The organism is Candidatus Vicinibacter affinis (assembly GCA_016714365.1).
Lineage (GTDB): Bacteria > Bacteroidota > Bacteroidia > Chitinophagales > Saprospiraceae > Vicinibacter > Vicinibacter affinis.
In genome coordinates, this window is sequence record JADJNH010000005.1 from 2,386,673 (window position 1) to 2,413,548 (window position 26,876).

Annotated in this window: 23 protein-coding genes; 12 read left to right on the plus strand and 11 right to left on the minus strand. The window is 35.2% G+C overall.

The genetic code is table 11. From position 1 onward, the window contains the following. Positions 1-4 precede the first annotated feature (4 nt). The 4 genes from IPJ53_09405 to IPJ53_09420 are packed head-to-tail and all read left to right on the plus strand — an operon-like array spanning position 5 to position 5,066. On the plus strand, positions 5-595 hold the full coding sequence (locus tag IPJ53_09405; GenBank protein MBK7799318.1) for an aminodeoxychorismate/anthranilate synthase component II: 591 nt from the start codon (positions 5-7) through the stop codon (positions 593-595). Positions 596-599: 4 nt separating this feature from the next. Continuing rightward, positions 600-1,832, plus strand: a complete 1,233-nt coding sequence (locus tag IPJ53_09410; GenBank protein ID MBK7799319.1) for a carboxypeptidase-like regulatory domain-containing protein — start codon at positions 600-602, stop codon at positions 1,830-1,832. Beyond that, positions 1,833-3,074, plus strand: a complete 1,242-nt coding sequence (locus tag IPJ53_09415; GenBank protein MBK7799320.1) for a hypothetical protein — start codon at positions 1,833-1,835, stop codon at positions 3,072-3,074. Between the two features lie 30 nt (positions 3,075-3,104). Beyond that, positions 3,105-5,066 (plus strand): OmpA family protein, encoded by a 1,962-nt coding sequence (locus IPJ53_09420; GenBank protein ID MBK7799321.1) that lies wholly within the window; start codon positions 3,105-3,107, stop codon positions 5,064-5,066. A 21-nt stretch (positions 5,067-5,087) separates the two neighbouring features. On the opposite strand, the gene IPJ53_09425 is transcribed toward IPJ53_09420, so the two are convergent. After that, a complete protein-coding gene (locus tag IPJ53_09425; GenBank protein ID MBK7799322.1) occupies positions 5,088-5,801 on the minus strand; it encodes a TIGR02206 family membrane protein in 714 nt (237 codons plus the stop codon). A gap of 97 nt (positions 5,802-5,898) precedes the next feature. Here IPJ53_09425 and IPJ53_09430 point away from each other — a divergent pair, with 97 nt between their 5' ends. Together IPJ53_09430 and IPJ53_09435 are read left to right on the plus strand one after the other, a co-directional pair. Then, on the plus strand, positions 5,899-6,537 hold the full coding sequence (locus IPJ53_09430) for an outer membrane lipoprotein carrier protein LolA (protein ID MBK7799323.1): 639 nt from the start codon (positions 5,899-5,901) through the stop codon (positions 6,535-6,537). A 40-nt stretch (positions 6,538-6,577) separates the two neighbouring features. Then, complete coding sequence (locus IPJ53_09435; GenBank protein ID MBK7799324.1) at positions 6,578-8,083, plus strand: GH3 auxin-responsive promoter family protein; 1,506 nt, start codon at positions 6,578-6,580, stop codon at positions 8,081-8,083. Here the strand turns inward: IPJ53_09435 and IPJ53_09440 are convergent. Then, a complete protein-coding gene (locus tag IPJ53_09440; GenBank protein ID MBK7799325.1) occupies positions 8,080-9,138 on the minus strand; it encodes a PorP/SprF family type IX secretion system membrane protein in 1,059 nt (352 codons plus the stop codon). The two genes, IPJ53_09435 and IPJ53_09440, sit on opposite strands and share 4 nt — an antisense overlap. Positions 9,139-9,218: 80 nt before the next feature. On the opposite strand from IPJ53_09440, the gene IPJ53_09445 reads away from it, so the two are divergent. Continuing rightward, entirely contained in the window at positions 9,219-9,950 is a 732-nt protein-coding gene (locus IPJ53_09445; protein ID MBK7799326.1) for a C40 family peptidase, read from the plus strand. 31 nt (positions 9,951-9,981) lie between these two features. Here the strand turns inward: IPJ53_09445 and IPJ53_09450 are convergent, their stop codons facing one another. Together IPJ53_09450 and IPJ53_09455 are read right to left on the minus strand one after the other, a co-directional pair. Beyond that, entirely contained in the window at positions 9,982-11,340 is a 1,359-nt protein-coding gene (locus IPJ53_09450; GenBank protein MBK7799327.1) for a pyridoxal-phosphate dependent enzyme, read from the minus strand. A 35-nt stretch (positions 11,341-11,375) separates the two neighbouring features. Continuing rightward, on the minus strand, positions 11,376-12,248 hold the full coding sequence (locus IPJ53_09455) for a LysM peptidoglycan-binding domain-containing protein (protein MBK7799328.1): 873 nt from the start codon (positions 12,246-12,248) through the stop codon (positions 11,376-11,378). A gap of 67 nt (positions 12,249-12,315) precedes the next feature. On the opposite strand from IPJ53_09455, the gene kdsB reads away from it, so the two are divergent. Continuing rightward, positions 12,316-13,065: a 3-deoxy-manno-octulosonate cytidylyltransferase gene (gene kdsB, locus IPJ53_09460; GenBank protein ID MBK7799329.1), complete on the plus strand. Its 750-nt coding sequence runs from the start codon at positions 12,316-12,318 to the stop codon at positions 13,063-13,065. Here the strand turns inward: kdsB and IPJ53_09465 are convergent. Then, positions 13,060-13,548 carry a cytidine deaminase gene (locus tag IPJ53_09465; GenBank protein MBK7799330.1) on the minus strand — a complete coding sequence of 163 codons (489 nt, stop codon included), beginning with the start codon at positions 13,546-13,548 and terminating at the stop codon, positions 13,060-13,062. The two genes, kdsB and IPJ53_09465, sit on opposite strands and share 6 nt — an antisense overlap. Then, positions 13,549-16,074 (minus strand): hypothetical protein, encoded by a 2,526-nt coding sequence (locus IPJ53_09470; GenBank protein ID MBK7799331.1) that lies wholly within the window; start codon positions 16,072-16,074, stop codon positions 13,549-13,551. A gap of 110 nt (positions 16,075-16,184) precedes the next feature. Here IPJ53_09470 and prmC point away from each other — a divergent pair, with 110 nt between their 5' ends. Continuing rightward, on the plus strand, positions 16,185-16,976 hold the full coding sequence (gene prmC / locus IPJ53_09475; protein MBK7799332.1) for a peptide chain release factor N(5)-glutamine methyltransferase: 792 nt from the start codon (positions 16,185-16,187) through the stop codon (positions 16,974-16,976). Here prmC and IPJ53_09480 read toward each other — a convergent pair. From IPJ53_09480 to hscA, 3 genes are read right to left on the minus strand one after another with little or no spacing between them, the layout of a single operon-like run. Further along, a complete protein-coding gene (locus IPJ53_09480) occupies positions 16,973-19,414 on the minus strand; it encodes a hypothetical protein (protein ID MBK7799333.1) in 2,442 nt (813 codons plus the stop codon). The genes prmC and IPJ53_09480 overlap by 4 nt on opposite strands. Then, on the minus strand, positions 19,411-19,761 hold the full coding sequence (locus IPJ53_09485) for a translation initiation factor (GenBank protein MBK7799334.1): 351 nt from the start codon (positions 19,759-19,761) through the stop codon (positions 19,411-19,413). The genes IPJ53_09480 and IPJ53_09485 overlap by 4 nt, the downstream gene beginning before the upstream one ends. Before the next feature lie 2 nt (positions 19,762-19,763). After that, positions 19,764-21,611, minus strand: coding sequence for a Fe-S protein assembly chaperone HscA (gene hscA / locus IPJ53_09490; protein MBK7799335.1), 1,848 nt, complete (start codon positions 21,609-21,611; stop codon positions 19,764-19,766). A 45-nt stretch (positions 21,612-21,656) separates the two neighbouring features. Here hscA and IPJ53_09495 point away from each other — a divergent pair, with 45 nt between their 5' ends. Both IPJ53_09495 and IPJ53_09500 read left to right on the plus strand, forming a co-directional pair. Continuing rightward, on the plus strand, positions 21,657-22,457 hold the full coding sequence (locus IPJ53_09495; protein MBK7799336.1) for a queuosine precursor transporter: 801 nt from the start codon (positions 21,657-21,659) through the stop codon (positions 22,455-22,457). A 12-nt stretch (positions 22,458-22,469) separates the two neighbouring features. Then, positions 22,470-23,402 (plus strand): amidinotransferase, encoded by a 933-nt coding sequence (locus IPJ53_09500; GenBank protein ID MBK7799337.1) that lies wholly within the window; start codon positions 22,470-22,472, stop codon positions 23,400-23,402. 139 nt (positions 23,403-23,541) lie between these two features. Here IPJ53_09500 and IPJ53_09505 read toward each other — a convergent pair whose 3' ends face one another. Continuing rightward, positions 23,542-24,687 (minus strand): cysteine desulfurase, encoded by a 1,146-nt coding sequence (locus IPJ53_09505; GenBank protein ID MBK7799338.1) that lies wholly within the window; start codon positions 24,685-24,687, stop codon positions 23,542-23,544. A gap of 8 nt (positions 24,688-24,695) precedes the next feature. Next, complete coding sequence (gene glmM / locus IPJ53_09510; protein ID MBK7799339.1) at positions 24,696-26,069, minus strand: phosphoglucosamine mutase; 1,374 nt, start codon at positions 26,067-26,069, stop codon at positions 24,696-24,698. 74 nt (positions 26,070-26,143) lie between these two features. Here glmM and IPJ53_09515 point away from each other — a divergent pair, with 74 nt between their 5' ends. Then, a complete protein-coding gene (locus IPJ53_09515; protein MBK7799340.1) occupies positions 26,144-26,875 on the plus strand; it encodes a methyltransferase domain-containing protein in 732 nt (243 codons plus the stop codon). Position 26,876 lies beyond the last annotated feature (1 nt).

The window sequence follows — 26,876 nt, forward strand, 5'->3', positions numbered from 1 at the left end:
ATGAATGGTGACAAAGAAACCTAAAATTTTGCTTATTGACCTGAAGGATTCATTTACCTATAATTTGGTTCAATTGCTTGAGAATCTGGGGGCTGAGGTCGCAGTAAGGACTTATAGCGTTGATGTAATCAATGTTTGTTATGATTATGACAAGATTTTAATTTCCCCAGGTCCCGGTATTCCTTCCGATTACCCGTCTATATTTGAAATAATCAGGTTATTTCAAAATCGTAAACCAATATTGGGTATTTGTCTGGGGCATCAAGCCATTGGATGCTTTTATGGTGCAAAATTAGATCAGCTTGCCAGGGTTCAGCATGGGCAGACCATTCAATTGTTTCCTGGGCCGGGTATTAAGGGATCTTTATTAGACGGAATTTCTTTGCCTGCATTAGTTGCGTTGTATCACTCATGGGCTTTAAAATCTGAAGATTTTCCTTCCATGCTAAATATTACTTGCATGAGCCAGGAAGGGATTGTCATGGGTATTAAGCATAAGGACTATGAGGTAGAAGGGTTACAGTTTCATCCGGAGTCCTATATGAGTGTGATAGGTAGGGATTTGTTGGGTGCTTGGCTTAAAAGGAGCATGTGATTTTATGAAAGGATTTTTTATATTTTTTATAATTTTTATTCCAGTATTCGTCCATGCACAAATTGTTGGCACTGTGTATAATGAAAACAGGGAGGTGCTTCCATTTGCGAGTGTCTATTTGGAGAATTCAACAAAAGGAACAATTGCTAATTCAGAAGGTGAATTTGAATTAGGGCTTGAACCCGGCGATTATAAACTCGTGTTTCAATATACCGGGTATATAAAGCATTTTGAAAGCATTCACTATAAAGGAGGAAAGGTTGAATTGACGATTATCTTGAAAGAATCGAAATTTAATTTGGGAGAAATTGTTTTTAGTGCTAAAAGAGAAGATCCTGCATATGACATCATCAGGAAAGCCATCCTCGAAAGGAAACTCGTAGAACGATATTCAAAGGATTATTCTTGTAATTCGTATACAAAAGGATTGATGAAAATTCTAAGTGCTCCAAAAAAAATATTGGGAAAAGATATAGGTAATCTTAATGGGCAATTAGATACCAACCGACAAGGAATTGTTTATTTATCTGAATCTATTTCAGAATTGAACTATAAAAAACCTGACAATTATCAGGAAAGGATGATAAGCTCAAAAGTTTCCGGCAATGATAATGGTTTTAGTTTTAATAGAGCAACTGCATTGAATTTTAATTTATACCGAAACACGGTACCATTTGGGAGGGAGATTATTTCTCCAATTGCCGATTATGCCCTAAGCCATTATCGCTACAAATTATTGGGCACAAGTTTAGATCAGGACGGTCGTCAAATTCATAAAATCAAACTTATTCCAATAGTAGCAAATGATCCGGTATGGTCTGGCAATATTTACATTGAAGATCAAAAATTTGTTATCTCAGAATTTGATGGCTATATCAAGGGAAGTCAAGTCAAGCAGGAAATTTTTGATACTATTTTTTTAAGACAAACTCATTTTCAACCAGAAGGGGAACATCAACAAAAAATTCAAAGCCAATATTTTGGATTCAATGCTGGAATTATTGGATTCAAAATGGAAGGAAAATTTACAATCGTTTATTCTGATTATCAATTTGAAGATTTAGAAAGATCGAAAAATAAGCGTGAAACTCTAGAAATATTGCCTGGCGCGAATACAAAAAGCAAGGATTATTGGGATACTGTGAGACCAGTACCTTTAACACAGGAGGAATTTTTTGATTATGTCAGGAAGGATAGTATAAAATTAATTAAAGAATCAAGACCTTACCTTGATTAGATGGATCGAATTGCAAATCGTTGGAGTTATTCAAGTGTCCTCATGGGATATAATTTTAGGAATAGTTATGAACGAATGTATCTCAATACAAACGGGTTACTTCAGTTCCTTTGCTATAATCCCGTCCAGGGAGGACTGATTGATTTTAAAATTCGTCATTCATTTTTTTTAAAAAAACTGGATTGGAGTAGAAGTTTGAATTCTGATCTTGCGCTAAATTATGGATTTTCTGAAAAAAGATTTAGAGCACAATTCGGGGTTAATTATAAAATGGATGCTTTTGAAAATAGAATTTCATTTATTAAATTTGGGTATGCCATCAATGAATTTTCACCCTTTGGATTGGTTGATAGATTTAGCAATGGACTGACTTCGCTTTTTTTAAAAGTGAATAGATTAAAAATGTTTGATGAGAAATTTATTTTAATGGGATGGGCGCAAGACATCGGTTATGATATTAGGTTTAGATTAAGTTTAAAGTTGGCTGAGCGAAAAGTACTTGATAATCATACCGACTTTAGTTTTGGCTTCGATGATAAATCTTTTGAGTCCAACAGAAGTGCCGGAATTCAGGATTCTTTACTTACAATCAATCATCCTAAATTGTTACAACTTAGTTTCGGAGTTAGATATCAGCCTGGAACAAAAGTTTGGAAAACGCCTTTGGAGATTCAAAAAATTGGTTCGAAATGGCCCATTTTTAATTTAAACCTTCAGTCAAACTATTATGTATCTGAAAAGGAATGGGCCCCCAGAATAGATTTATCTGTAAGGTACGAAGCAGGTTTGGTTAGATGGGGCAATTTTATTGTGTCCAGTTATTTTTCTATCCTTCCTTTAAAGCCATTGGCGGATGTTCCGGAACGTCTATATGCTAACGGAAATCCATTTATTTTTTATACACAAACCACCGACCCAAATTTCTTCAGAGGTCTGCATATATACCAGATTATTGAGAAAAAGCGTTTATTTTCCATGCATCTCGAACATGATTTTCAAGGTTTGCTTTTTGACCGGATACCGGGGATCAACAAATTAGGTTTGGTTGAGTTATTTAAAGTATCCATGTTGAGTACTTCAGATTACAGACTTTATAAAGAAATTAGTTTTGGATTGGGAAATATTGGGTATAAGGCATTCAGAATTTTTCGGATTGATTGGGTGAAATCTTATTACAGCGGATCTGCGAGCCCGTCTTACATCCGGATTGGGATGGAAAGTTTGTTAAATTTGGGCAGATAGTCGATGAATGTTGCTAAAATTTTAATGAAATTGAAAGTATTTTTTTTTATTGGTGTAATATTGATTGTAACAATTACCACTTCATGTTTTACAGGAATTAAAAGTAAATCAGGAAGAGAGGCTTATGAATTGAAGCAATATTCTTTGGCAATTTCACTTCTTTTAAAGGATTATGAAGAAAAACCGTCTCTTGGCCAAAGAGCAGTGCTGGCATTCAAGATTGGTCATTCTTATGAAAAAATGGGTTTGCATTCCAAAAGTTTGATTTGGTATAAAAGAGCATACGAACACGGCTATGGATTGGCAGCATTGGAGAAATATGCTTTCTCTTTAAAACAAAATGAGGATTATGAAGCGGCAATTGGTACATTCGGATTGCTTGGTGAAGAATCAGGCACACCTCAATTATACCAAAGAGATATAGCCATTTGCAAATTGTGTATTGAATGGAAGAAAAAAGCAGAGCTGCCTGTCCATTATGAAGTTAGTTTAGCAGAAGGAATAAATGATAATTCAAATAATTTTGGGGCTGTTTACACTAAAGCTGGTAATCTTATCTTTTCATCTGATAGGTTGGGAGTTACAGGGAAAGAAAAATATCAATGGTCTGGGAATTTCTACTTTGATTTATTCAATTATGATCCGTCAAAGATGAGTGTTCGCCAATTGAGTACTGCAATTAACACAAAGTTTAATGAGGGAAGTTGTAGCATTGATCAAAATGAACAATTGATTTATTTTACAAGATGCGCCAACACTGAGTTGACAGATTATTACTGCCAGATTTACGAGGGTTTTATGGATGGCAATGATAAGTCAGAAAAAATAGATTTAGGTGGGGGATCCTGTAATAATATACATCCGGCAATTCATCATTCTGACAGTATTTTAATATTTTCTTCAGACAGAGCTAATGGATTTGGCCAATTTGATTTATACGTAGCCAAAAAAAAGGAAGGAGAATGGAATGAGCCTCAAAATCTTGGCGAGTCAATTAATACACAGGGCAATGAAAAATTTCCAGTTTGGTTTAAGGATACTTTGTATTTCTGTTCTGATCACCTTCCCGGTTTTGGCGGTTTGGATATATTTAAAACTTGGCGCATGTCCAATGGCAAATGGAGTGATCCACAACATCTTGATTATCCTGTCAACAGTGGCGGGGACGATTTGGTCTTTTCCCATGATCCAAATTTTATTCCAAGTGATACTTTGCTGGAAAGGGGAGTGTTTACAAGCAATCGTTTAGGCGATGGTGATAAAATTTATCAGTTCACAATAGTAAAAAAATCTGTTTCTCAGCCTGAAAAGGTAAAAAAGGAAGTTTACAAATTTAGAATTTATGTAAATATTAATTTTAGTCGTGCAGAAGAATACACTGTGCATCTGCATAATTCTTCCTTAGATTCTGTGCAAATCCAAATGAGTAATGATCCTAAGGACGTCCTGTTTATGGGTAAAAAGACCAACCTTATTCTTCAGTTATTGCCAGATACAAAGTATGAAATTAGAGCCTCCAGAAGATCGTTTTTGAATTCAGTTTTAACTTTTACAACTCCATCTGTTCCGGTCTTGGATGCTGACAGTACCATCACATTAAATTATCTGATGACTTTGATCCCTTTTGAATTAAATAAGGAATTTGTATTGCAAGACGTGTATTATGATTTTGACAAATGGGATTTGCGAAAAGATGCATTATCAGCTATTGACAAATTGTATGAATCTATGATCATCAATCCTAAAATTAAAATTCTCATTGGATCTCATACAGACTGCAGGGGAGAAGAAAAATACAATTTGGAATTAAGTAGGAATCGTGCAAAATCAGTTTATCAATATTTGATAGATAAAGGTATTTCATCCAATCGTCTTGATTATATTGGCTTTGGAGAGCGTGAATTTGCTGTGCCTTGTGAATGTAATTTGTGTTCTGAGGAGGAACACCAAAAAAACAGACGGTCCACTTTTAAAATAAGTTTGGTGGAATAGACGTCTGATGGACTTTTTAATTTAAAGGTTTGTTTTTTTAGCTTTTAAATGAATTGGCAGAAAATATAAATAGAATAAAAACACCATGATTAATTGTCCTGAAATTAAATACCAGGGCCATGGTCCAAGATAATCCAATAAAGAAGCTGTCTTAGGTTTGTGCATCGAGTAAAAGTAATTACTCCCGAACGTAATGTTTACTATAAATGAAAAGACCAAATATACATTGGCACCTATAATTGCATTGAATAGATCTTTTTTATACACAGTCCAATTAAGTACAAATATTCCATGGATTACCAGCATTACCAAACCACAATGTACCAACCAATATTTAAAATATATAGGATGAGGAAAACTCTCTTTGAGTTCTGGTGTTAAGATAGCCTGAAATGTACCCACCAGGACCCAAAAATAAAGTATTCCAAAGAACCATCTCGATTGATAAATCAAAGTAACAGGGTATACTAATGTGAGGAAATTACAAAGATGAAACGGTAAGTCTTCTGTTAAACTTAAATTGTTTTGTGTAAATTTAAATATCATTAGAATAATATTCGTTCCAGCAAGCACTAGAGAAAAAATGAGTGCCTGTCTAATTTGAACAACTTTTGTATAGGCTTTTGAAGACTTTATCCACAGAATGCATAGTAAAGTAAAGAATAAGACAGGTAAAAGATGTTCCAGAGTGAATGCTCTAAATAAATCTTCGTCGTAAAGTTTTGGTTGCGGCATGCAGACTAAGTAATATGAATAAGGCTTTTAGCTATTTTAAGTATTTTTTAACAGACTTTGAAATACCTTTGTTAACAATTACAGTCTAAAGTTAAAAATGATGAGATACTTAGCTTTGGTTTTTATTTATATTTTTTTTCTGGGTAAAGTTTATTCAGGACCTGACCCAAAAGCCACCAAATGGCTAAAAAAGGTTGAATCAGTATATAATTCATTTTCAAGCCTTAAGATTGACTTAACCATCGAGACCAAGCCAGCTGAGCATAAAACGAATATTCAATCCGGCAGTTTTGCTTATCAAGGCAGTTCCTTTAGTCTGATTTTACCTGATCATGAAGTTTATTTTGATGGCAAAACCCAGTATACTTATTTTAAAGACAGAAAGGAAGTTCAAATAACTTCCTCCAAAGAAGAAGATGCTGTATATCACCCAAAGTTTTTTGCCGGTCTATATAAATCAGGGAAATATGAATATAAAATTGAATCAGAAGATTCAAAGTTCTTGACAATTGAATTTGTACCAATTGAGAGAACGGAAAGTTTTTTTAAAGTAAAAATTAAAATCCGCAAGACAGATGTTCAAATGACTCAATTGCAGATATTTGAGAAGAATGGAGATCGAATTACCATAAACAATAAAAAAATTGTTTCCAATGCAGTTTTGAATTCTCAAAAGTTCACAATGGAGTCCGGTCAACTTAAAGGGTTACATGTGGAAGATCTTCGTGATGAATAATCCAATTCAAAAGACTTAAATTGGTACTTTTGCACTTTATATGAGTATCAAATCCAGTTTAATTAAAGCCACCGCCCAGGTGATTTGTGTGCGAGAAGAGAAACTTGCATCCCATTCTGTAAAAAATCAAAATCAGGTTTTTAATCAACTGATAATCAGCGGATTGAAGACTTCTTTTGGAAAAGATTTTAAATTCTCCAAAATTAAGGATTATAATACTTTTAAACAAAATGTGCCTATTGGTGATTATGAAAAGCACATTTCATACTTCGAGCGAGTTAAAAATGGTGAGCCAAATGTACTTTGGCCTGGAAAACCTAAGTATTTGGCCAAGACTTCAGGTACAACGAGCGGCACCAAATTTATTCCTATTACAAGGGCCAGTATTCCAAATCATCTAAACAGTGCTAGAAATGCCTTATTTTCTTATGTGCATCACAGATCAGATACTATGATTTTTGATGGAAAGATGCTGTTTTTGTCTGGATCACCGGAACTTGAATTTCACAATGGAATTGGCGTAGGACGCTTATCAGGCATCGTAAATCATGAAATACCATCCTGGTTCTCCAAGGCTAAATTGCCTGATCATCAAACCAATTTGATTCAACCCTGGGAATTAAAAGTGGAAAAGATTATTGAAGATATACTTCACCGGGATCTCAGAGTAGTGAGTGGAATACCACCATGGATTCAAATGTTTTTTGAAAAGATCCTGGAGAAGACTGGAAAGTCATGTGTAAAAGATGTATTTCCAAATCTTGAGCTTTATATTCATGGTGGTGTTAATTATGAACCTTATAATCACAGAATTAACAAACTGGTCGGAGAACAACTTTCACTTTTGGAAACTTACCCAGCCAGTGAAGGATTTATTGCATATCAGGATAATCCGGATTTGGATGGCATGAGATTGGTTAGTAAATCAGGAATATTTTTTGAATTTATACCATTAGATGGGTTTCACGAAACCAATCCCATTCGATTGTCTCTCGAAGAAGTTGAGATTGATAAAGATTATGCAATAGTCTTGTCGACAAATGCTGGTTTATGGGCTTATCTTTTAGGTGATGTTGTTAACTTTTGCTCCCTTAATCCACCCCGACTAAAAGTTACAGGAAGGGTTTCACAATTTATTTCCGCTTTTGGAGAACACGTAATTGCATCTGAAGTGGAAGGAGCCTTGAGTGAAATTCAAAGTTTATTCAATTTGCAAGTAATTGAATTTACAGTTGCTCCACAAGTCAATCCAACGGATAATGACTTACCATATCATGAGTGGTTTATTGAATTCAAAGATGAACCTAAAAATCTAAATGAAATTTCTGCAAGGTTAGATGAAGCGATGATGCAACGGAATAATTATTACAAAGATTTAATCAATGGAAGAATACTTGATACACTAAAGATTCGACCCATTAAAAGAAACGGATTTAAGGATTACATGATAAGCATAAAAAAATACGGAGAACAGTTTAAAGTTCAGCGTTTGTGTAACGACAGAAAAATTGCAGACGAACTAGCTAATCAGATCCTAATATCTTAGAATTCAGGACATATAAAACCCTCATTTGTATAATCGCCTACAATAGAAATACTGATTTCAAAAGAATGTGTAGGGTTTTGGTATTTGATTGCATCTCGTAATCCAATATCGTATTGCATCCCGATGATAAACCTTTTTACTTCAAACCCTAACAAAAGTCCAAAATCCACGGGTGTAATAAATGAAGTTGAAGATACACTCCTCAACGCTATGCCGGCATGCATCGCTGTTTGATTAAGTGAGTAAAAGGCTTGTCTGTAATTTATTCCGGTTTGTAAAATCTGCAAAGGGCCCTGTGTAGCAAAGTATAATTTTGGGAAGAGTTGTCTAAAATTATCGATTTTATATGAAAAGTTAAGTATGGTGTTTGTCCTGATCAATGCTTTAGATTCCTTAGAGCCACTGTAATTGATATCCTCAAGACTTTTGTAAAATGAAAAATTGGGCTTAAAAATATAATGTATGCCTGTTCCGATCTGAACACCCCATAATTTTGATAATTGTGTATTGTAATTAATACCAAATTTTAGGTCAGGTGTGGCATGTATGTTCTGTGGAAGAATTTCAGAGGTACTTCCATTGTATCGATCTAATCCGTCAAACTGGTCTTCAAAATATATGTTGTCGTAACTTATAGATCTTTGAAGGATTCCTAATGCAATACCACCACTCAGGTATGTCTTCTTTAACTTATCAAGAAGTTTGTGGTAGGCAATAGAAACACCCATTTCATTCTTGTTCCAATCTAAAATTTGACCTCGGTCAGAAATGAAAAAAGCACCCAACGCCAAAAAATCACCTTTAAAGTCTTTGTCGTTTTGATCAAACTTAATGTCTCCGGAAATTCCAAAAGTTCTATAAGGAGCATCTGCAAACTTCAACCAATGATCTCTGTTGATCATTCTGACTTTAAAATTACCGTCAAATGATCCAGTAAGTGCCGGATTGTAATAAGAACCAAGAGAATTAAACTGTGAAAAGCTAATATCCTGACTTTGACCCTTGTTAAAATCCAATGTCAGATATATAAAAAAAACAATCTTTAAAATACGCATAATCAATAAATAAAAGCATCTCCAGCATAAAGATACAATCAAATTGTGGTCAGGAAAGTGATTTTTTTATAATTTCGGGAATGCAAAATTATATATTTCAGGATCCTTTAACTTTTCTGAGGAGAATGCCAGATCACAAGTCAGAAGGTGTCAGTCAAATACTTTTTGGTGAAGCTTATCAAGTATTGGAAAAGAGTGGTAGTTGGGTTCATATTAAATGCCTACATGATGATTACAATGGTTGGATTCAGCCAAATGAAGATTATCAGGATTATATTAAAAAGGGACCAAATTTGGTTGCAGACGCATTAATACGAATCAAAACTGTAAAAGGAATGCTAAGAATTCCCTTTGGTTCTTATGTAGAAGAAAATCAACTTTATCCCGGAAACTTAGGCGAAATAAATGTATTAAAAACTCCTCTTAATTTGGAGTCAGCTAATGATCTGATCACAAAAATATTTTTAGGAAGCCCCTATGTTTGGGGAGGAAGGACTGTTTTTGGAATTGATTGCTCCGGATTAAGTCAAATGTATTACCGGCTATTAGGAATTGACATACCAAGAGATTCCCAACCGCAGTCCAACATTGGTCACAAAATAGATTCTCTGAAGGAATTGAATCAAGGGGACCTGGCTTTTTTTACGACCGATTCTGAAAAAATCAGCCATGTAGGAATAATCATGCAGGAGGATAAAATTATTCATGCATCAGGAAAAGTCAGAATAGATCGCCTTACAAATGATGGAATTCTCAGAGAGGAGACCCAATTAATTACCCATAAGCTTCATTCGATTCGAAGGATAATTTAATTTTAAGTCAAATTCTAATTTTATTACTCTATTAGAGTGCCCTGATGACGTCATATTTGGTGAGCACATGGTAATGATCATTTTGATCTTTTGTAATCACACCTGGTATTTTTTCTGAAAAGCATTTGTTTAGCAAACTAAGAGGAAGGTCCATTGAAACTTTAGGCATTGGATCAGACATGATGAGTTTTACTTCCTTGTCTGCATTATCTAATGGGTTTTCAAGAATGAAAGATAAAATAGAGTTCTCAGACACAGTGCCAATGATGTTTTCATTTTCAAGAACTGGTAATTGAGAAATGTCTCTTTCTTTCATAATTTTGAGGACATTCCGTATTTTTTCTACAGATTGTACATAATAGAATGCTTTATCCTTTTTAGCTGATATTAGGTCTTTTACTTTTATTTCAGAATCGAGAAAGCCCCTTTCCCTCATCCAGTCATCATTGTATATTTTGCCAATATATCTACTGCCATGGTCATGAAAAATCAAGACCACTACATCATCTTTGGTAAGTTTTCCGGACAATTGGATCAAGCCTGCCAAGGCAGAACCTGCTGAATAACCAAGTAAAATTCCCTCTTCTCTAGCCAGTCTCCTGGCAGCAAGTGCGGCATCTTTATCAGAGACTTTTTCAAATAAATCAATAATTGAAAAATCAACATTTTTTGGTAGAATGTCTTCACCTATTCCTTCAGTGATGTAAGGGTAGATTTCCTTTTCATCAAAAATTCCGGTCTCATGATACTTTTTAAAAACAGAACCATAAGTATCGATTCCCCAGATTTTAATGTTGGGATTTTTTTCTTTTAGAAATCTGGCAGTTCCAGAAATCGTGCCACCTGTCCCTACACCTACTATTAAATGCGTAATTTTACCCTCAGTCTGTTGCCAAATTTCCGGGCCTGTGCTTTCATAATGGGCCTGTGAATTACTTAAGTTGTCATATTGATTACACCAAAAGGAATTGTTGATTTCTTTACTTAATTTTTCAGCAACAGAATAATAAGATCTGGGGTCAGTTGGTTCAACATTGGTGGGGCAAACTATAACTTCTGCCCCTAGTGCTTTAAGCAAATCAATTTTTTCTTTTGATTGTTTGTCGCTGGTAGTAAAAATACATTTATAGCCTCTCACACATGCTACCAGGGCTAAACCCATACCTGTGTTTCCACTGGTGCACTCTATAATGGTGCCACCCGGCTTGAGTTTACCTGCAACCTCTGCATCGTCAATCATTTTAACTGCCATTCTGTCTTTTATGGAATTGCCAGGATTGAAAGTTTCAATTTTTGCCAAAACAAGGGCCGGAACTTGTGATACAACTTTATTCAGTTTGACTAATGGGGTATTTCCTATGGTCTCTAATATGTTCTTGTAATACTTCATTGGTAGATTTATTATGCAAAATTAGACTTAAACTGTCAAATACCGAATTTCAGATAAACAAAGAATTTAGAATCAACGATAAGAAGTTCCCTCGCCACTTCACTTGATACCACAACCTGAACTTCCTTTGGGTAATTTCTTGGTATTTTGCCAACTACTTTGGCCATAACTGTTTTTCCTGTGATTGGATTGTGAATTTCGATTAGAGAATTTCGGCGAGCCTTCGCATGTAATGCTAATAAATCGTTGGTTCTGTAATTATTATTAAGGCATACACCGACCCCACGGGACTCTTGGGTAAAAGGTATTAATCTGCCTGATTTTGCTTGTCTTATAACTTCATCATCAGGCAATTTAGTAGCTTCCTGGATATCCTCATTCATTTTTTCATTTATTTCGATTTTTGGGTTGCCGGCTTCCTTTTTACTGCATCGGACAACCCAGCCAATCTGTAAAAGTTGGCCTTGTTTTAAATTGACATTTTCTAGTTTGTTCATTTCAATCAATTCCAGGAGTTTAAGTTTCGTCTTAGTGCGTATGATCTCATAAAGCGTTTCTTTTGCTTTTACCTGATAGAACACTTTAGATAAACAATTAGGAAGATTAGTTTCAGCTTTATATGTTAGGACCCCCGAAATTGGTATTTTCACCCATTCATTTTCATGAATAATACCTCTTTTTAAGTCAGGATTTAAATTGTAAACTTCCGATTCGCTAATTTTATAAGTTTTACAAATTGAATAAAGACTTAAGTTTTTTATTACCTGAACTAAAATAAACGGATTATTTTGGTCATCAAATTGGATCAATAATTGAGAAGGTATTTTATCCGATGGGTTTATTTGTGCATAAGTGCTTGATGTCGAGCAAAGTAGTAAAATTGTCAAAATGATCGATAATGACTTCATATTCCATATTTTTACAAAAATATTACATTTATTTGTAATATGAATGCAATTGATTAATAATAGTTTAATGAAAATATTGGCCATTATACCTGCCCGATACCACTCGACTAGATTGCCTGGGAAGGTCATGAGAATTATCGAGGGTAAAACCTTAATCCAAAGAGTGTATGAGCAAGTTTCAAAATGCAGATTTTTTGATCAGATTATCGTGGCGGTTGATCATGAATTAGTCTTTGAACATGTTGCAGCTTTTGGTGGTCACGCAATCATGACGTCAGATAATTTACCTTCAGGTACAGATCGGTGCGCTGAAGTTGCACGGTTAATAAGTGGGTTTACTCATATTGTGAACGTGCAAGGAGACGAACCTTTTATAGAAATCAATACGTTGGATCAACTTTGTCATTTGTTGGATGATTCAAAAGTGAAAATCGCCAGTTTGATGACTCCCGTAAAAGATTATTTTGAGCTGGATAATCCAAATGTTGTGAAAGTAGTTGTTGGTAATTCAATGAATGCCCTGTATTTTAGCAGGTCAGCAATACCTTTTGCAAGGGAGATAAATGAAGTAGAACGTCTTAAATTTTTTCAATATTATAAACATATTGGACTGTATGGTTTTCAAGTAGAAACTTTATTAGAAATAAGTGGATTGCCCACAGGGACTTTAGAAAAAATTGAAATGTTGGAGCAGCTCAGATGGTTGGAGACTGGATTTCATATTAGAATGGGAGTCATTGAAACTAATGGATTTGGAATTGATACAGAAGAAGATCTAAAAAAGGCCGAAGCAAGACTTGCAATTGACAGATTATAATATTGAATTTAAATGCTCAGGTTGAAAGGCAAAAGGCAAAAGTGCGGAGCAGCTTTGGAAAACATAGCATTCTCTATTAGGGTGACCTAAAATCAATTTTATTGGATTTTTATTCCGGATTTCTTGCTCTGACATTACCTGTCTGCAAAATCCGCAAGGGGATGGCACATGTTTTGTTTCATTTTTCACGACTACGGCCATTGTAGAAATTATATAATTCGGATATCTTATGTTAGCTTGATGAATTGCAGTTCTTTCGGCGCAAATACCGCATGGATAAGAAGCATTTTCCTGGTTTGATCCAACTATAATTTCCGTTAAATTTTCTAACCGGATGGCTGCACCAACGAAAAAGTTGGAGTAGGGGGCATAGGAGGTCTCAGTAGCCAAGAGTGCAGATTCTAACAAGAGTAAATCTTCATCATTTAGCTGTGATCCTTTTGCAATCTGTTGGAAATTTATGTTAATAGTTTTATTGTTCATTTAACTTTTTTTAACCACAATTTTCTGGGTAACCGTTTCTGCAGTATGGGTCATTTGTATATAATAGAACCCATTATTCATTTTTGCAGATGGGAGCTGAATTATATTTTTTCCTTGGATAACAGGTATAGTTAGGTTATCTATTTGGTTAAAAGCAGGATCAAGAATTCTGAAATTGACTGACTTTATATTTGGATTATTGATATTGAATTCCACATTAAGATCAGTGGCGCCCAGAGGATTGGGGTAGAGACTCATTTTATTGGTTGCAAAATATGAACTGGAAAGCGATGCTATTGGTGATTCAGATTTGAAGTCATCAGTGTGAACGCTTACCAACTTGTAATAAACTTCTGTTGTGGCACTTTTGGAATCAGTAAATGAATAGTTTTTACTTGTAGTGGATTGAAGGCTTGCTATTGTCCTTCCAATAGAATCGAATTGTATGCCATTCAAACTTTTCAATATTATAAAGTGTTTTGAATTTTTTTCTAAATCAGTACTCCAACTTATGTTTTGAGTTGAACCAATCTTTCGGATTTTAAGGCTGCTAAATTTTGTTTCAGATTGAGTTAAAGTGGTTGCTTTTTGACCCCCTAAACCTATGGAATTCAATTCTGAAGTTTCGAATTCGATAGTATGCTCACTCGGTGAAATAGTGTTTAGCACAAATGAATTGGCACTTAAAGATGCGGAATGCTCATATTGCTTGTATTCGTTTGAAGTTGTAAGGGCATGATTTGATTCAGGATTTGGATTGCCGGGTGATTTAATGGTAAATAGTTTTAACTGTTCCTTCGTAAAACCGTTGAGTGAGCCCTGAAGATCTTCCAAATCTTTATTATGAACATAGATTTTAATTTTTACGGCTTTAGTGAGAAATTTGCTAGAGCTTATCTCCCAATACTTATTCATTGCGAAATATTCGATTTGTTTGTTGGTATAGGCAGCAGTAATTTTAGCTGCCTTTTTAGAGTTATAATTTGGAGTGGTGTGTTCTGTGATTTTTAAACTTCCATCAAGGATGGATCCAATATTATTTCCATTTGTTTGAATGGACATCATCAAAATGTCATCATTTTCATCAATGGTATTGTTGTCATAATAGTAGTTAGAAAAATTTCCATCATTGCATTCGAAATTAGCAGTTAAATGTTGATTGGCAGTAACCAATGTTTTTGCATTTGGAACATATTGATTTAGGCAGGTAGAAGCTGCAATTTTGCTTCTTATAAGGTCACCCGGTTCTTTTCCTAATCCAAGTGAAAGGTCTATTCCGGGTTGTCCTGATAGATAGCAATAACTCATGAGTGTTCCTTTTGTTGGCTTTTGGCCGGCCAAACAACTTCCTTCTACTTTTGCACAATTGTCAATGGGTTGATTTTTGTTTGGCCCCCAGACACATGCGTGTGTATGTCTTGATCCTAATACATGGCCAATTTCGTGTGCGGCTGAATATACATCATAGGAAAATACCGGAAGATCAGCAAAGTTTCCATTTACATTTACATAAGCATAAGAATAGTTTTTCTGACAAAGTGAATTAATATAGGCAATTCCACCTAATGATGCTTTCCCGTTTCTTGTAGCCCCTGAAAGGCAAAGAGAAATATTTCCATTATAAGTTTTGAATTTCAGCCTTAAGTGATCCAATTCTTCTGTCGCAGTGGTGTGTGGAAATCCATCAGGCGTTGTATGAATAATGATCTCAGAAATACTGATTTGAATATCTTCCCTTCGGTAAATGGTATTTATTTGGTTAAATAATCCAAGTATATAATTACTGACGTTTTGTGGGTTTTTATTAAATTTTACAAATAAGTCATAATCTGCCCGAATACTGATAGCAACCCTTTTACAAGATTCCTTCGTTCTGGAAATTAATAATCCTTTGTCTTCAATATAGTGCCTGATGTCATCTGTTTTACAGGAGGCCATTATTTCATTTACATTTTCAAGATTCACCTTTGTTAGATTGGTGATAATTTTGTTTTTATCATTAAGGGCCGGAGTTAGTGAAAAGCAATTGGATCTGTTTACCTGAACAATCCCTGATATACTATTTTTAAAAAGGCTTACACTAGCTATGGATTGCAGATCATTATTTATTATTCCCTTTAAGTGAATCCCTTTTTCCAGGCTGATCTCCTTTTGTGATTCATTATCTGAAAGGTAAAACTTAAATCCTGGTTCGAAAAAATCATAAGCTGTAAAATAAATTTTTTGCTTACCCAATTCCGGAAAGTTCAATTCGGATTGTACTAACTTGTTATTTGAATTCAACCATTGTTCAAAATAATTTATTTCAGTTTCAAGGGAAACATGATTTGCATTATTTTCTTGATGTTTTACCCCTTTAGTGAAAAGTGATTTTTTCTCAAGATCAAATGCTGCTTTTATTTCAGTAATAGAGTATGGATCCAATCTGAATTGAGCCTCAGCAGTAGTTGTCAGAAGAAGTAATGCGTAAATTACTATTTTGCGGAGCGAAGTATGCCTTTTGGATTTTGATCGATGAAATGACATGGGGGCTGATTTAAAGTTAGTTAAATAGTTAAATACACATTATATATTTCTATAATATGTTACTCAGCAAACAAGAATTATGCCAAATACTGGAAAAGCAATTAGCTTTTATGCAAAATGATAGCAATTTGGAGGAAATACAAAATTATATTCTAAAATCGGATTGGTTTAAGGTATATAATGCTGGTTTCAAGTCGATTGGTGCCGAGAAGTTACCAACTTTAGAACAGGTAATTAACTTACTCAAATTAAAATTTCCTGTACAATATGCAATTAATGAATCTGATTTTATGGGTTTGATATTGTATGTTGACACGTCTGTACTCATTCCTCGTCCGGAGACAGAAGAACTGACTAATTGGGTAAATCAGGAATTTAGGAATCAATCAGATTTAAAAGTTTTAGATGTTGGATGCGGTTCAGGATGTATAGCCATTTATTTGAAAAAGAGAAATCCTGATTGGAAAGTGGCTGGTTTAGATATTTCTTCAAATGCATTGAAAGTAGCCAAACTGAATGCATCCAAATTTAATGTGGAGATAGATTTTATTTTGATTGATTTCTTAGAAGTGAAGGATTTTGGAGCCCAAGCTTTTGATATAATTGTCTCCAATCCTCCCTATATCTCAAGGCAGGAATCGCATTTAATGTCACCACAAACGCTTGCTTTTGAGCCAGAAATGGCCCTTTTCCCTAAAGGGGGTGATCCACTGATCTTTTATAGAAAATTAGCTGAATTTGGACTTGCACATCTAAATCCAATGGGTAAAATTTATTGTGAAATAAATGAATTTTTAGCAAGGGAGACTGAAGAAATATTCAAATTTTTTGGCTACCGGTCAATTGAAATTCGTTCAGATATGCAAGGAAAACCAAGAATGTTAAGGGCACAGATTAATTAATGATTTGCAATTATTACTTTGAAGTTTCTTCCGGGAACCACTAAGTAATATACCCCATTCCTAATTCGTTCCCACTCATTGTAAATCCTATTAATAGAACTAAAGATTAGTTGTCCATCAATTGAGTACAATTTTACATTGTCGTTATCACTAAAGTGCTTTTGCAGTTCAGTTTTGGTTGAAATGAATATATTTTTATTATGATCGCTTGAAGTTGATTTAAATCCAGTTGGAATTTGAAATTCCGCATTAATTTTAAAAACACCTCTTCCGTGAGTAAATACCAAGATTTTATTTTCAGTACTTAAATAAATAAGATCGTAAACCGGAACAACATCTACATCGGAATCAGTAAAATTTATCCAACTTTTTCCCCCATCTCCACTGGCAAAAAGACCTAAATCACAACCTGCAAAAATGAAATCAGGATTTTGTTTATTGTACACAATGGTATGAAATGGCACATCGGGTAAGCCGTTGGATATTCCTACCCAATTTTCTCCAAAATCCTGGCTTACAAACAAATGTTCATTTTCAAACCCTCCCATGCTTACAAGCATAATAGAATCACTCTGAGGGTGGAATGAAATATCAGTAATAATTCTGTTGGGTAGAAAATTTGAAATTTCTTTGGAGGTTGTCCCCCCATCCACACTGAGGTATAATCTTACCCTCTGATTTAGATCCGGCATGGTTGAAAATGCCAGTATTGATTTATTTCGAGAGGAAAGTTCTATAGAATTTATAGGAGCTAGTGAAGGATTGCTGGATAGTGTAATCCAGGTCTTTCCATTATCCATAGACTTAATTAATTGTTTGCTTCCGCCATAAATAAGATTTTCATCTGTAAGACTCATTTTTAAAGGACTAATGAAGCAACTGGAAGGGTCAGGTTTAAGTACTTCAAGCCAGGTTTTACCAAAATCTGAAGACTTATAAAGATTCAGATTTTGGGCCAGACAATTCATGTTATTAGGATCTGAATGATTGATTGTGCAATAGGCACCATCTCCAACCGAAACCAATTTCCAGACTCCGTTTTGGTCCATTAATCCACAGTTATTGTCTTGTAAACCTCCCAAAATAATTTTTTCCGTTTTCTGATCTACTACCCCAGAATAGAATTGAGTTGTAAGTAATCCATCATTGCAAGAATAAAAACTAATACCGAAATCATCCGACCTGTAGACACCTCCATCGGTTGCCAGATAAATTTTAGATGGATCCAAAGGGTTTGAAACAATGTCATGAAAATCTGCATGTACTTTAATCTTATTTAAAGTATATCGATTGAATTGATTTCCATTGCCTAAACTATCGATGAACAAATCAACACCCCCGGCAATGATTTTACTGGAATCATTGTCTTTAATTTTTAAACCTCGTGCATACCAGCTTTGATAAGTTCCAATATCCGGAACTGAACTGTAGAAGTAATTTTTAAAACCATCTCTGGATCTTAACCATTGAACGGTTTCAAACTGGTCGGAAATTAAGGCATACTGTCGAAGCGGATTCTTTTGATAATTCGCCAACATAATCCTACCTCTTAAGTGATCAAATTGCGGCAAATTCATTTTCGACCACTGTGAGCCGCCATCTTGGCTTGTGAATATTCCAAATTCATCAGAATCAATTCCACCGACCCCTACAGTTATTGATTCCGGAGCGAGCGGATTGAGAATCATTTCCACTGCCATTTTTTTATCAAGGATTAAATTCCAATGGCTTCCATGATCAATTGATTTTAAAATACCTTTGGTGGTAGCAGTATATACAATGTCTGGACTTTTGGGGTCAATAATAATTCGCCAGACACCTTGATATTCTTCCATTCCCCAATCCAAAGATTTACTCCAGGAGATTCCACCGTCGGTTGATTTTAAAATGCCTATCCCCCAAGAACCTCTTAATGTTCTTACATATTTTCCACCATCGGTTCCTTGATAGTTGTAGATCTCCCCGGTACCAATGTACATTGTCTGAGGATTTTTTGGATTAATCGCAATACTGGTTACACCCAATACCGGGTAGCCGGTCTGGACAGAAGTCCATGCATTAAGGCCTCTACCTCCGGTGGTCGATTTCCATAAACCTGCTCCTGCTGTGCCAACCCATACTTGGTTTGTATCAACCGGATGAACAACAATGGTTAGACATCTTCCTGCAATTTTATTTGGACCAAGACTTTCCCATTGATTTTCAGTTCTGTAGTTTATTGGCGACTTGGTGAAATGTTGCATTTCATTAAAAGCACGGGAATACAGATTTGCAGGAATAAAATGAAAGGGAAAAGTTCTTTTAATATTTTCAAACTCAAGGGCATTTAAGGCACCCGATTCTGCTTTTGGTGGAAATATTTCCTTTTTTGTACAGGAGCTAAGACAGATAAACGAAAAGGAAATTAGAAAAATGAATTGTTTCAAAAATAAGTTCATCCTCCGGTTCTCTTGGTGTTTTTGAAACCCTTTTGAATTAGGATTTCAATAATCTTTTTTACATGATCCCCTTGAATTAATATTTCTCCATCTTTTACACTGCCTCCTACACCACATTTCTGTTTCAAAAATTTTGCAAGTTCCTCTAATTTGTCATCCGTTAATTGCAGCCCCATGATTTTTGAAACTGCTTTTCCGCCTCTGTGTTTTGTCTCCAATTGTACTCTTACAATTTGACTGCTGAAAGAGGTTTGTTCGGTTAAATCATCTTCTTTATCAGAATTATTAGAGACATGAGTGGAATATACAAGTCCGAGATCTGAGAGATTATTTAACTTTTTTATCATAATTATATCTTTTGACCTTTCAAAGCTTCCTGAATTGTATTGTCCATCGCAAGGTGTGCTAGAGGTGTAGTAATCTCTTTTAATTTTTCCATAAATTCCTGAATATTTTCCTTGGCTTTTAAATTGATTTGAGATTTCAGTTCTTTACAAATATTCTTGATTTCAACATCTGTTTTCGGATTGATCCATGAATGGTGATTTTTTAAAAATTTTTCAGTGTGCAAGATCAAAATTTCTGCCTCATTGATCAAATCAAGCAAGGATTTTTTTTCAATATCTGAAGCAGCATGTAAGATTGATTCAGAAAGCATTCTGGCCATTTCGTGCGGACTCAATGAAAATTGTGATTTAATTTCAATTTCTTGCTCTTGGCCGGACCTTAATTCTTTTGCTTTCACTTTTAAAATTCCGTCTACATCCACATGGAAGCTAACTTCTATTTTGGGTATCCCTGTTGCCATTGGAGGAATTTTGTCCAGTATAAATTCTCCAAGCAGCCGGTTGTGTTCTACTAAGTCTCTTTCTCCTTGATAAACTGCAATTCTTAATTTGACTTGACCATCTTTGGAGGTTGTATAATTTCTGGCCTGGTGTATCGGAAGTTTCGAGTTTCTAGGTATGATTACATCCATTAACCCTCCTAATGTTTCAATGCCCAGTGAAAGTGGATTTACATCTAAAAGGAGAAGATCTTTTCTCTTTCCACTCAGAATATCAGCCTGAATGGAAGCGCCGAGACAAACAGCTTCGTCAGGATTAAGGCTGTCGTTGGGCACTTTTTTAAAAAAATTATTTACTGCAGATTTTACAATCTGCATCCTGGTTGATCCTCCTACCAATAAAACTTCATCTAGGTCAGTTAATGCTAATCCGCTGTCTTTGATTGCAAGTGTGCAGCAGTCCAATGTTTTTTGTATTAAGGAAGCAGTACATTTTTCAAATTCACTTTGATTGATGTCCAGCTTAATTCCATTCCATTCGGTTGTATGAATTTTGTTTATATTAAGATTTATTTTGGCTTCTTCTGCGAGAATTCTCAGACTATTTTTTTGTGCAAAGTCCTCTGGAATGATCAAATTAAATTTTTGCACCCAAAAGTCAATAATGGCGTGATCAAAGTCATCACCTCCCAGGTAAGTATCTCCTCTGGTGGCCAATACGTCAAATATTCCATCCTCAATTCTAAGAATGGAAACATCAAAGGTTCCACCTCCTAAATCATAAACTGCAATGTTTTTAACATCCTGACGATCAAGGCCAATTCCAAATGCAAGGCTGGCTGCGGTGGGCTCATTGACAATTCTTAAGACATCGAGTCCTGCCAATCTGCCTGCATCCCTGGTAGCTTGCCTTTGGTTGTCATTGAAGTAAGCCGGGACGGTAATAACAGCCTTTTCAATTTTGGCCCCGATACTTAGTTCCGCTTCATTCTTTAGGTGTTTCAAAATCATGGAGGACAATTCGATCGGAGTGTAAAACTTATCTTTGATTTTAACTTTAATCAATTCATCAGAGCTTTCCTCACTGAGTTGGTACCCAAAGTGTTTTTTTTGATTTTGGAGATCATTTAACGACTTGCCCATTAATCTTTTAACTGAATAAATGGTGCATTCTGGATCAACACTTAATTGCTTTTTGGCTTCTTTACCTACAATAATTTTACCTTCCGAGTTTATGTAAATAATGGATGGGACAAAGAGGTCTTTTTGGTTGATGTCCTTGATTATCAAAGGCTTGCTATCCTTAATGAATGAAATCAAGCTATTGGTAGTCCCAAGATCAATCCCAACAATGATCTCCTCATTTTTTCTGATTGTACCGGTCTTAAAATTAATTGCAACTTTCCCCATGACGACTATTAAACCAAATCTTACTTAATGTGTTTAAGTGAGCATATGTTTAGCATAAGCAAGAATAAACAAACCATTTTATTTATTGTTTTGGCCGGTTTGTTCATTACGAATGCAATAATAGCTGAGTTTATCGGAGTTAAAATCTTTTCTTTAGAAAAATCTCTTGGTTTTGGTTCATTGGATTTTTCACTTTTTGGCATCGATAATTTGGCATTTAATCTTACGGCAGGGGTGCTTTTATGGCCAGTTGTCTTTGTAATGACGGACATTATTAATGAATATTTTGGACCAAAAGGGGTGAGATTTTTATCCTACTTGGCGTCCGCTCTGATCATTTATGCATTTTTGGTTGTTTTTTTTGCAGTAAGGTTGCAACCAGCTGATTTTTGGCCCACCTCCCATATTAGTGAGAAGACCCCATGGTTAGGCTCTGAAGTTGGAAATCTGAATACAGCTTATCGACTTATTTTTGGTCAGGGCTTATGGATTATCGTTGGTTCGTTGATAGCTTTTATTTTTGGTCAGATCATAGATGTTTTTGTATTTCATAAAATCAAAGAAAAAACCGGAGAGAATAGCATTTGGCTCAGGTCGACGGGATCAACAATAATCTCTCAGTTTATTGACAGTTACGTTGTTTTGTTCATAGCATTTTATTTCGGGGCCGGTTGGTCAATTAAACAAGTATTGGCAATAGGAACGGTCAACTATATCTACAAATTTATAGTAGCCGTACTTATTACTCCATTAATATACTTAATTCATAAATTAATTGAAAATTTTCTGGGCAAGGATCTCGCTGTGAAGTTAAAACTTGAAGCCATGAACAGACAGAATTCTTAACAATCTTAAAAAATGGCAAAGCAAATCAGCAACACTATACTCATGGTCAGACCTGCTCATTTTGGGTACAATCAGGAGACGGCTACCAGTAATAAATTTCAAAAAAAACAAGAAAAGCAAGACCAAAAAGACATCAAGTCAAAAGCTTGTGAGGAGTTTGACCAAATGGTTGCAGCTTTAAGATTAAATGGTGTCAATGTTCTGGTTTTTGAAGATTCAGAGGACGTTGTTAAACCGGATGCTGTTTTTCCAAACAATTGGATAAGTATGCATGAAGATGGCACACTTATTACTTATCCGATGTTCGCACCGGTGAGACGTAAGGAACGAAGTGAAAACATTATTGAATCGTTGATCAGAGATTTCGATGTAAAGAAACGTCTTTCCCTCGAGTTGTTTGAAAGCAAGGATCAGTTTTTGGAAGGGACCGGTAGCATTATTTTTGATCATGAACATAAACTTGCCTATGCTTGTCAAAGTGTAAGGACTTCAATGGAGGTTTTGCAAAAACTCTGTTTAATAATCGATTATAGACCCATATTATTTAATGCATACGATGCCGGGGGATTTCCAATTTACCATACGAATGTGTTGATGGCATTAGGTAAGGATTTTGTGGTTATATGCATGGAGGCTGTGGAGCAAGGCAGCAGAATTAGATTAGAAGAACAGTTTGAAAAAACAGGAAAAGATGTTATTGATATTTCATTTAATCAAATGGAATCATTTGCTGGAAATATGTTACAAGTTGAAAAAGCAGACCATAATCCACTGTTGGTGATGTCTAAATCTGCTTATGAATCTTTGAATGCCAATCAACTAAGTACCCTGGAATCCAAAACGGATATTTTGCCGGTTTCCATTCCAACTATTGAACAGATCGGTGGTGGTAGTGCAAGATGTATGATGGCAGAAGTCTTTTTACCCCAGCGATTTAATGTTTAATTCTATTCTCATCTTAATAACCTTGCTCGTTTTAAATTTTATCAAACATCAAGAGCAAGTAACTATGAATTAATAGGTATTCGGTCGCTCAATAAATATTTTATGAACAGTTTTCAGATGAAAAACAAATATTAGACGATTAAATTTGTGTAGGCGGTTTGAGGATTTTTAATAAAATTTCAAGAGTAAGGTCCAGTTCTTCTTTTGTATTCAATTGGGAAAAGGAAAATCTCACTGTTCTTCCTTTGGCATTGGGGCGTATATATTCTAACACATGAGAAGATTTCTCAGTGCCTGAGGAACATGCAGAGCCTCCTGAGGCTGCGATTCCATGAATGTCAAGATTCATGAGCAACCATTCAATTCCCTTTTGTTCCGGAAAATTGACACTCAAAATTTTTGGATTGAATTCAGATTCAGGTGTGTTAAAAGATTCGGACAATTCATGATGTTGTAATGCTGATCTAAAGTAAGTATTTAAATGGTATAGATGAGCCAACTTCTCCTTCCAAGATTCAGTGCAAAGTTGAAGAGCCTTTGCCAATGCAGCTATGCCAATAATGTTTTCTGTTCCAGCTCGCAAATTTCTTTCCTGACTCCCACCATAAATGAAAGGTTTAATCAGAGTAGGCTCCTTCAAATATACAAATCCAATTCCTTTAGGTCCATGAAACTTATGGCCGGACCCAGTTGCAAAATCAATGTCCAATTCTGTTACATTTAATTCTATATTTCCAATAGATTGAACTGTGTCAGAATGGTAATAGGCACTATATTTTTTACAGATTTCCGATATTTGTTTGATTGGGGTTAGACTGCCAAGTTCATTATGTGTGTGTATCAAGGTTACCAAAGCTGGCGAATCACTTTCTTTTAAAATAGACTCCAGTTCATTGAGGTTGATCCTGCCATATTCATCCGGATGAAGATATTTTAATTGAACTCCACTAATTTGTGCATACTCTTTGCAGGAGTGCAAAACACAGGGATGTTCAATAGGTGAACTTATGATGGTTTTAACCTGTAAATTTTTAATCACCGCACTAATTATCATATTAGATGATTCAGTGCCACAGGAAGTAAAAAAAACCTGGGAAGGGGAGGTGTGTAAAAAATTGCTCAGGACTTTTCTGCTTTCTTCTATTAAACTTTTAGCAGCGGCTCCTTCCCTATAAATGGAAGAAGGGTTACCGAAAATATTTTTTGAAGTATGATTTATACATTCGATGACTTCAGGTAGCAATGGGGTGGTAGCGGCATTGTCCAGGTAAATCCTTTGATTCATAAGATGTTTTAATTAAATTGCTCAATTTTGATTTTAATATCTTCTACTAAAATCCTGGCTTCCTGCTCCGATTTGGCTTCACTGTAAATTCGTATGATGGGTTCTGTATTTGATTTTCTAAGGTGAAGCCACGAATCCTTGAAATCAATTTTTAAGCCATCTGCTAAATTGATTTGCACATCGCTATAAGCAGCTGAAAGATTTTTGAGCAAGTCTTCAAAATTAAGTGTAGGATCAATATTAATTTTATCCTTATGCATATAATATAAAGGATATCCTGATTTCAATTGAGACAAAGTCTTGTTTTTTGTTGCCATATTTGCCAAAACAAGGACAATTCCAATTAGTGAATCTCTACCAAAATGTAAATCCGGCAAAATTATTCCTCCATTTCCTTCTCCGCCTATTACAGCATTCACTTCCTTCATTTTATTAACCACATGAACTTCTCCAACAGCAGACGAATAGTGTTTTCCTCCTTTTTGTAAGGTAAGGTCTGCGAGTGCACGAGAAGAGGAAAGATTGGAGACCGTGTTGCCAGGTTTTACATCGAGCATAAAATCTGCACAGCAAATTAGAGAATATTCCTCTCCAAAATACTGTCCCTCATGGTCTACCAATGCCAGTCTGTCAACATCGGGGTCAACTGCAATACCCAGATCTGCCTTGTTTTTAGTGGCTTCCATTAATTCCGATAAATGTCCTTCAAGAGGTTCAGGATTGTGCCTAAAATTTCCGTCAGGATTGGAATTTATCAATTCATAAGTACATCCAAGGCTGTCAAACAAACGAGGTAAGGCAAGACTTCCAGTGGAATTGATACAATCAGCTACAATATGGTATTTTTTTGATTGAATCTTCTCAATGGGTAAATAGGGGATGGCTAAAATAGCTCTGATGTGATCTTCAATACTGCTGTTGTAACTGGTTTTTTGACCTAGATTGTCGATGTCTGCATAAACCAGGCCTTCCAAATTGCTTAGTTCAAGGATTTGAAGCCCTTCCTCTGCAGAAATGAATTCCCCCCTATGGTTCAATAATTTTAAAGCATTCCATTCCCGAGGATTGTGGCTTGCAGTAAGTATTATTCCTCCAGCTGCTTTGAGGTGTAAAACGGCCATCTCAATACTGGGTGTGGTAGATAGACCTGCATCAATTATACCAACACCGAGACTTTGCAGACTAGCTTCTACTAATTTTGAGACCATTTCTCCTGAAATCCGGGCATCCCGACCTAAGACTACTGTTGGTTTTGGATTTTTTTGTAAAAGTAATTTTCCAAAAGCCAGGGAGAACTTTACGATATCTTCAGTACTGAGATTTTCTCCTTTAACTCCCCCAATGGTTCCCCTTATGCCGGAGACAGAAATGATAAGACTCATCTTAAATCAATATTAGCTGACAAAAGTATTAATTTAGCGGCTTATTCCATGGATATAATTCCAAATTGAGACAAATGAAAGAATGGTTTGCAGAGTGGTTCAATACATCTTATTACCATCTGCTCTACAATCAGAGAGATGATCAGGAAGCTTCTAATTTTGTTAAAAACGTCGTTGATTTGTTGCGTCCGGATGAACATGCTAAAATTTTGGATGTTGCTTGTGGCTCAGGAAGGCATGCATTGTCTTTAAGTGAATATGGCTGGGATGTTACAGGAGTTGATTTATCATTGGCCTGCATTTTATTGGCTAAAGAAAATGAAAGTGAACTTCTTAGTTTTTATCAACATGATATGCGAAGAATTTTTAGAATTAATTATTTTGACATTGTTTTAAACCTATTTACAAGCTTTGGATATTTTGAAACGGTGTCGGAAGATGAAAAAGCAGCTTATTGTCTGGCCACAAATGTTAAGAAAAATGGCTATCTAATCTTTGATTACTTTAATTCATTTTGTGTAGAGCAAAATATAGTACACAATGTGAAATTGCAGATTGGGTCTGTGAATTTTGATATACAAAAGGAAATTGTTGGAAGAAAAATTATTAAAAGAATACAGGTTCAGGACCTCGATTCCAATTATACTTTTGAAGAGCGTGTAAGACTTTATTCACTGATGGATATAAAAAAAATGTTCAATAAATTTGGATTGGAACTTCAATATGTATTTGGTAACTATTTTCTTGAAGATTTCCATGAACAAAAATCAGACAGGATGATTTGTGTTTTTAAAAAGATAGTTTGAT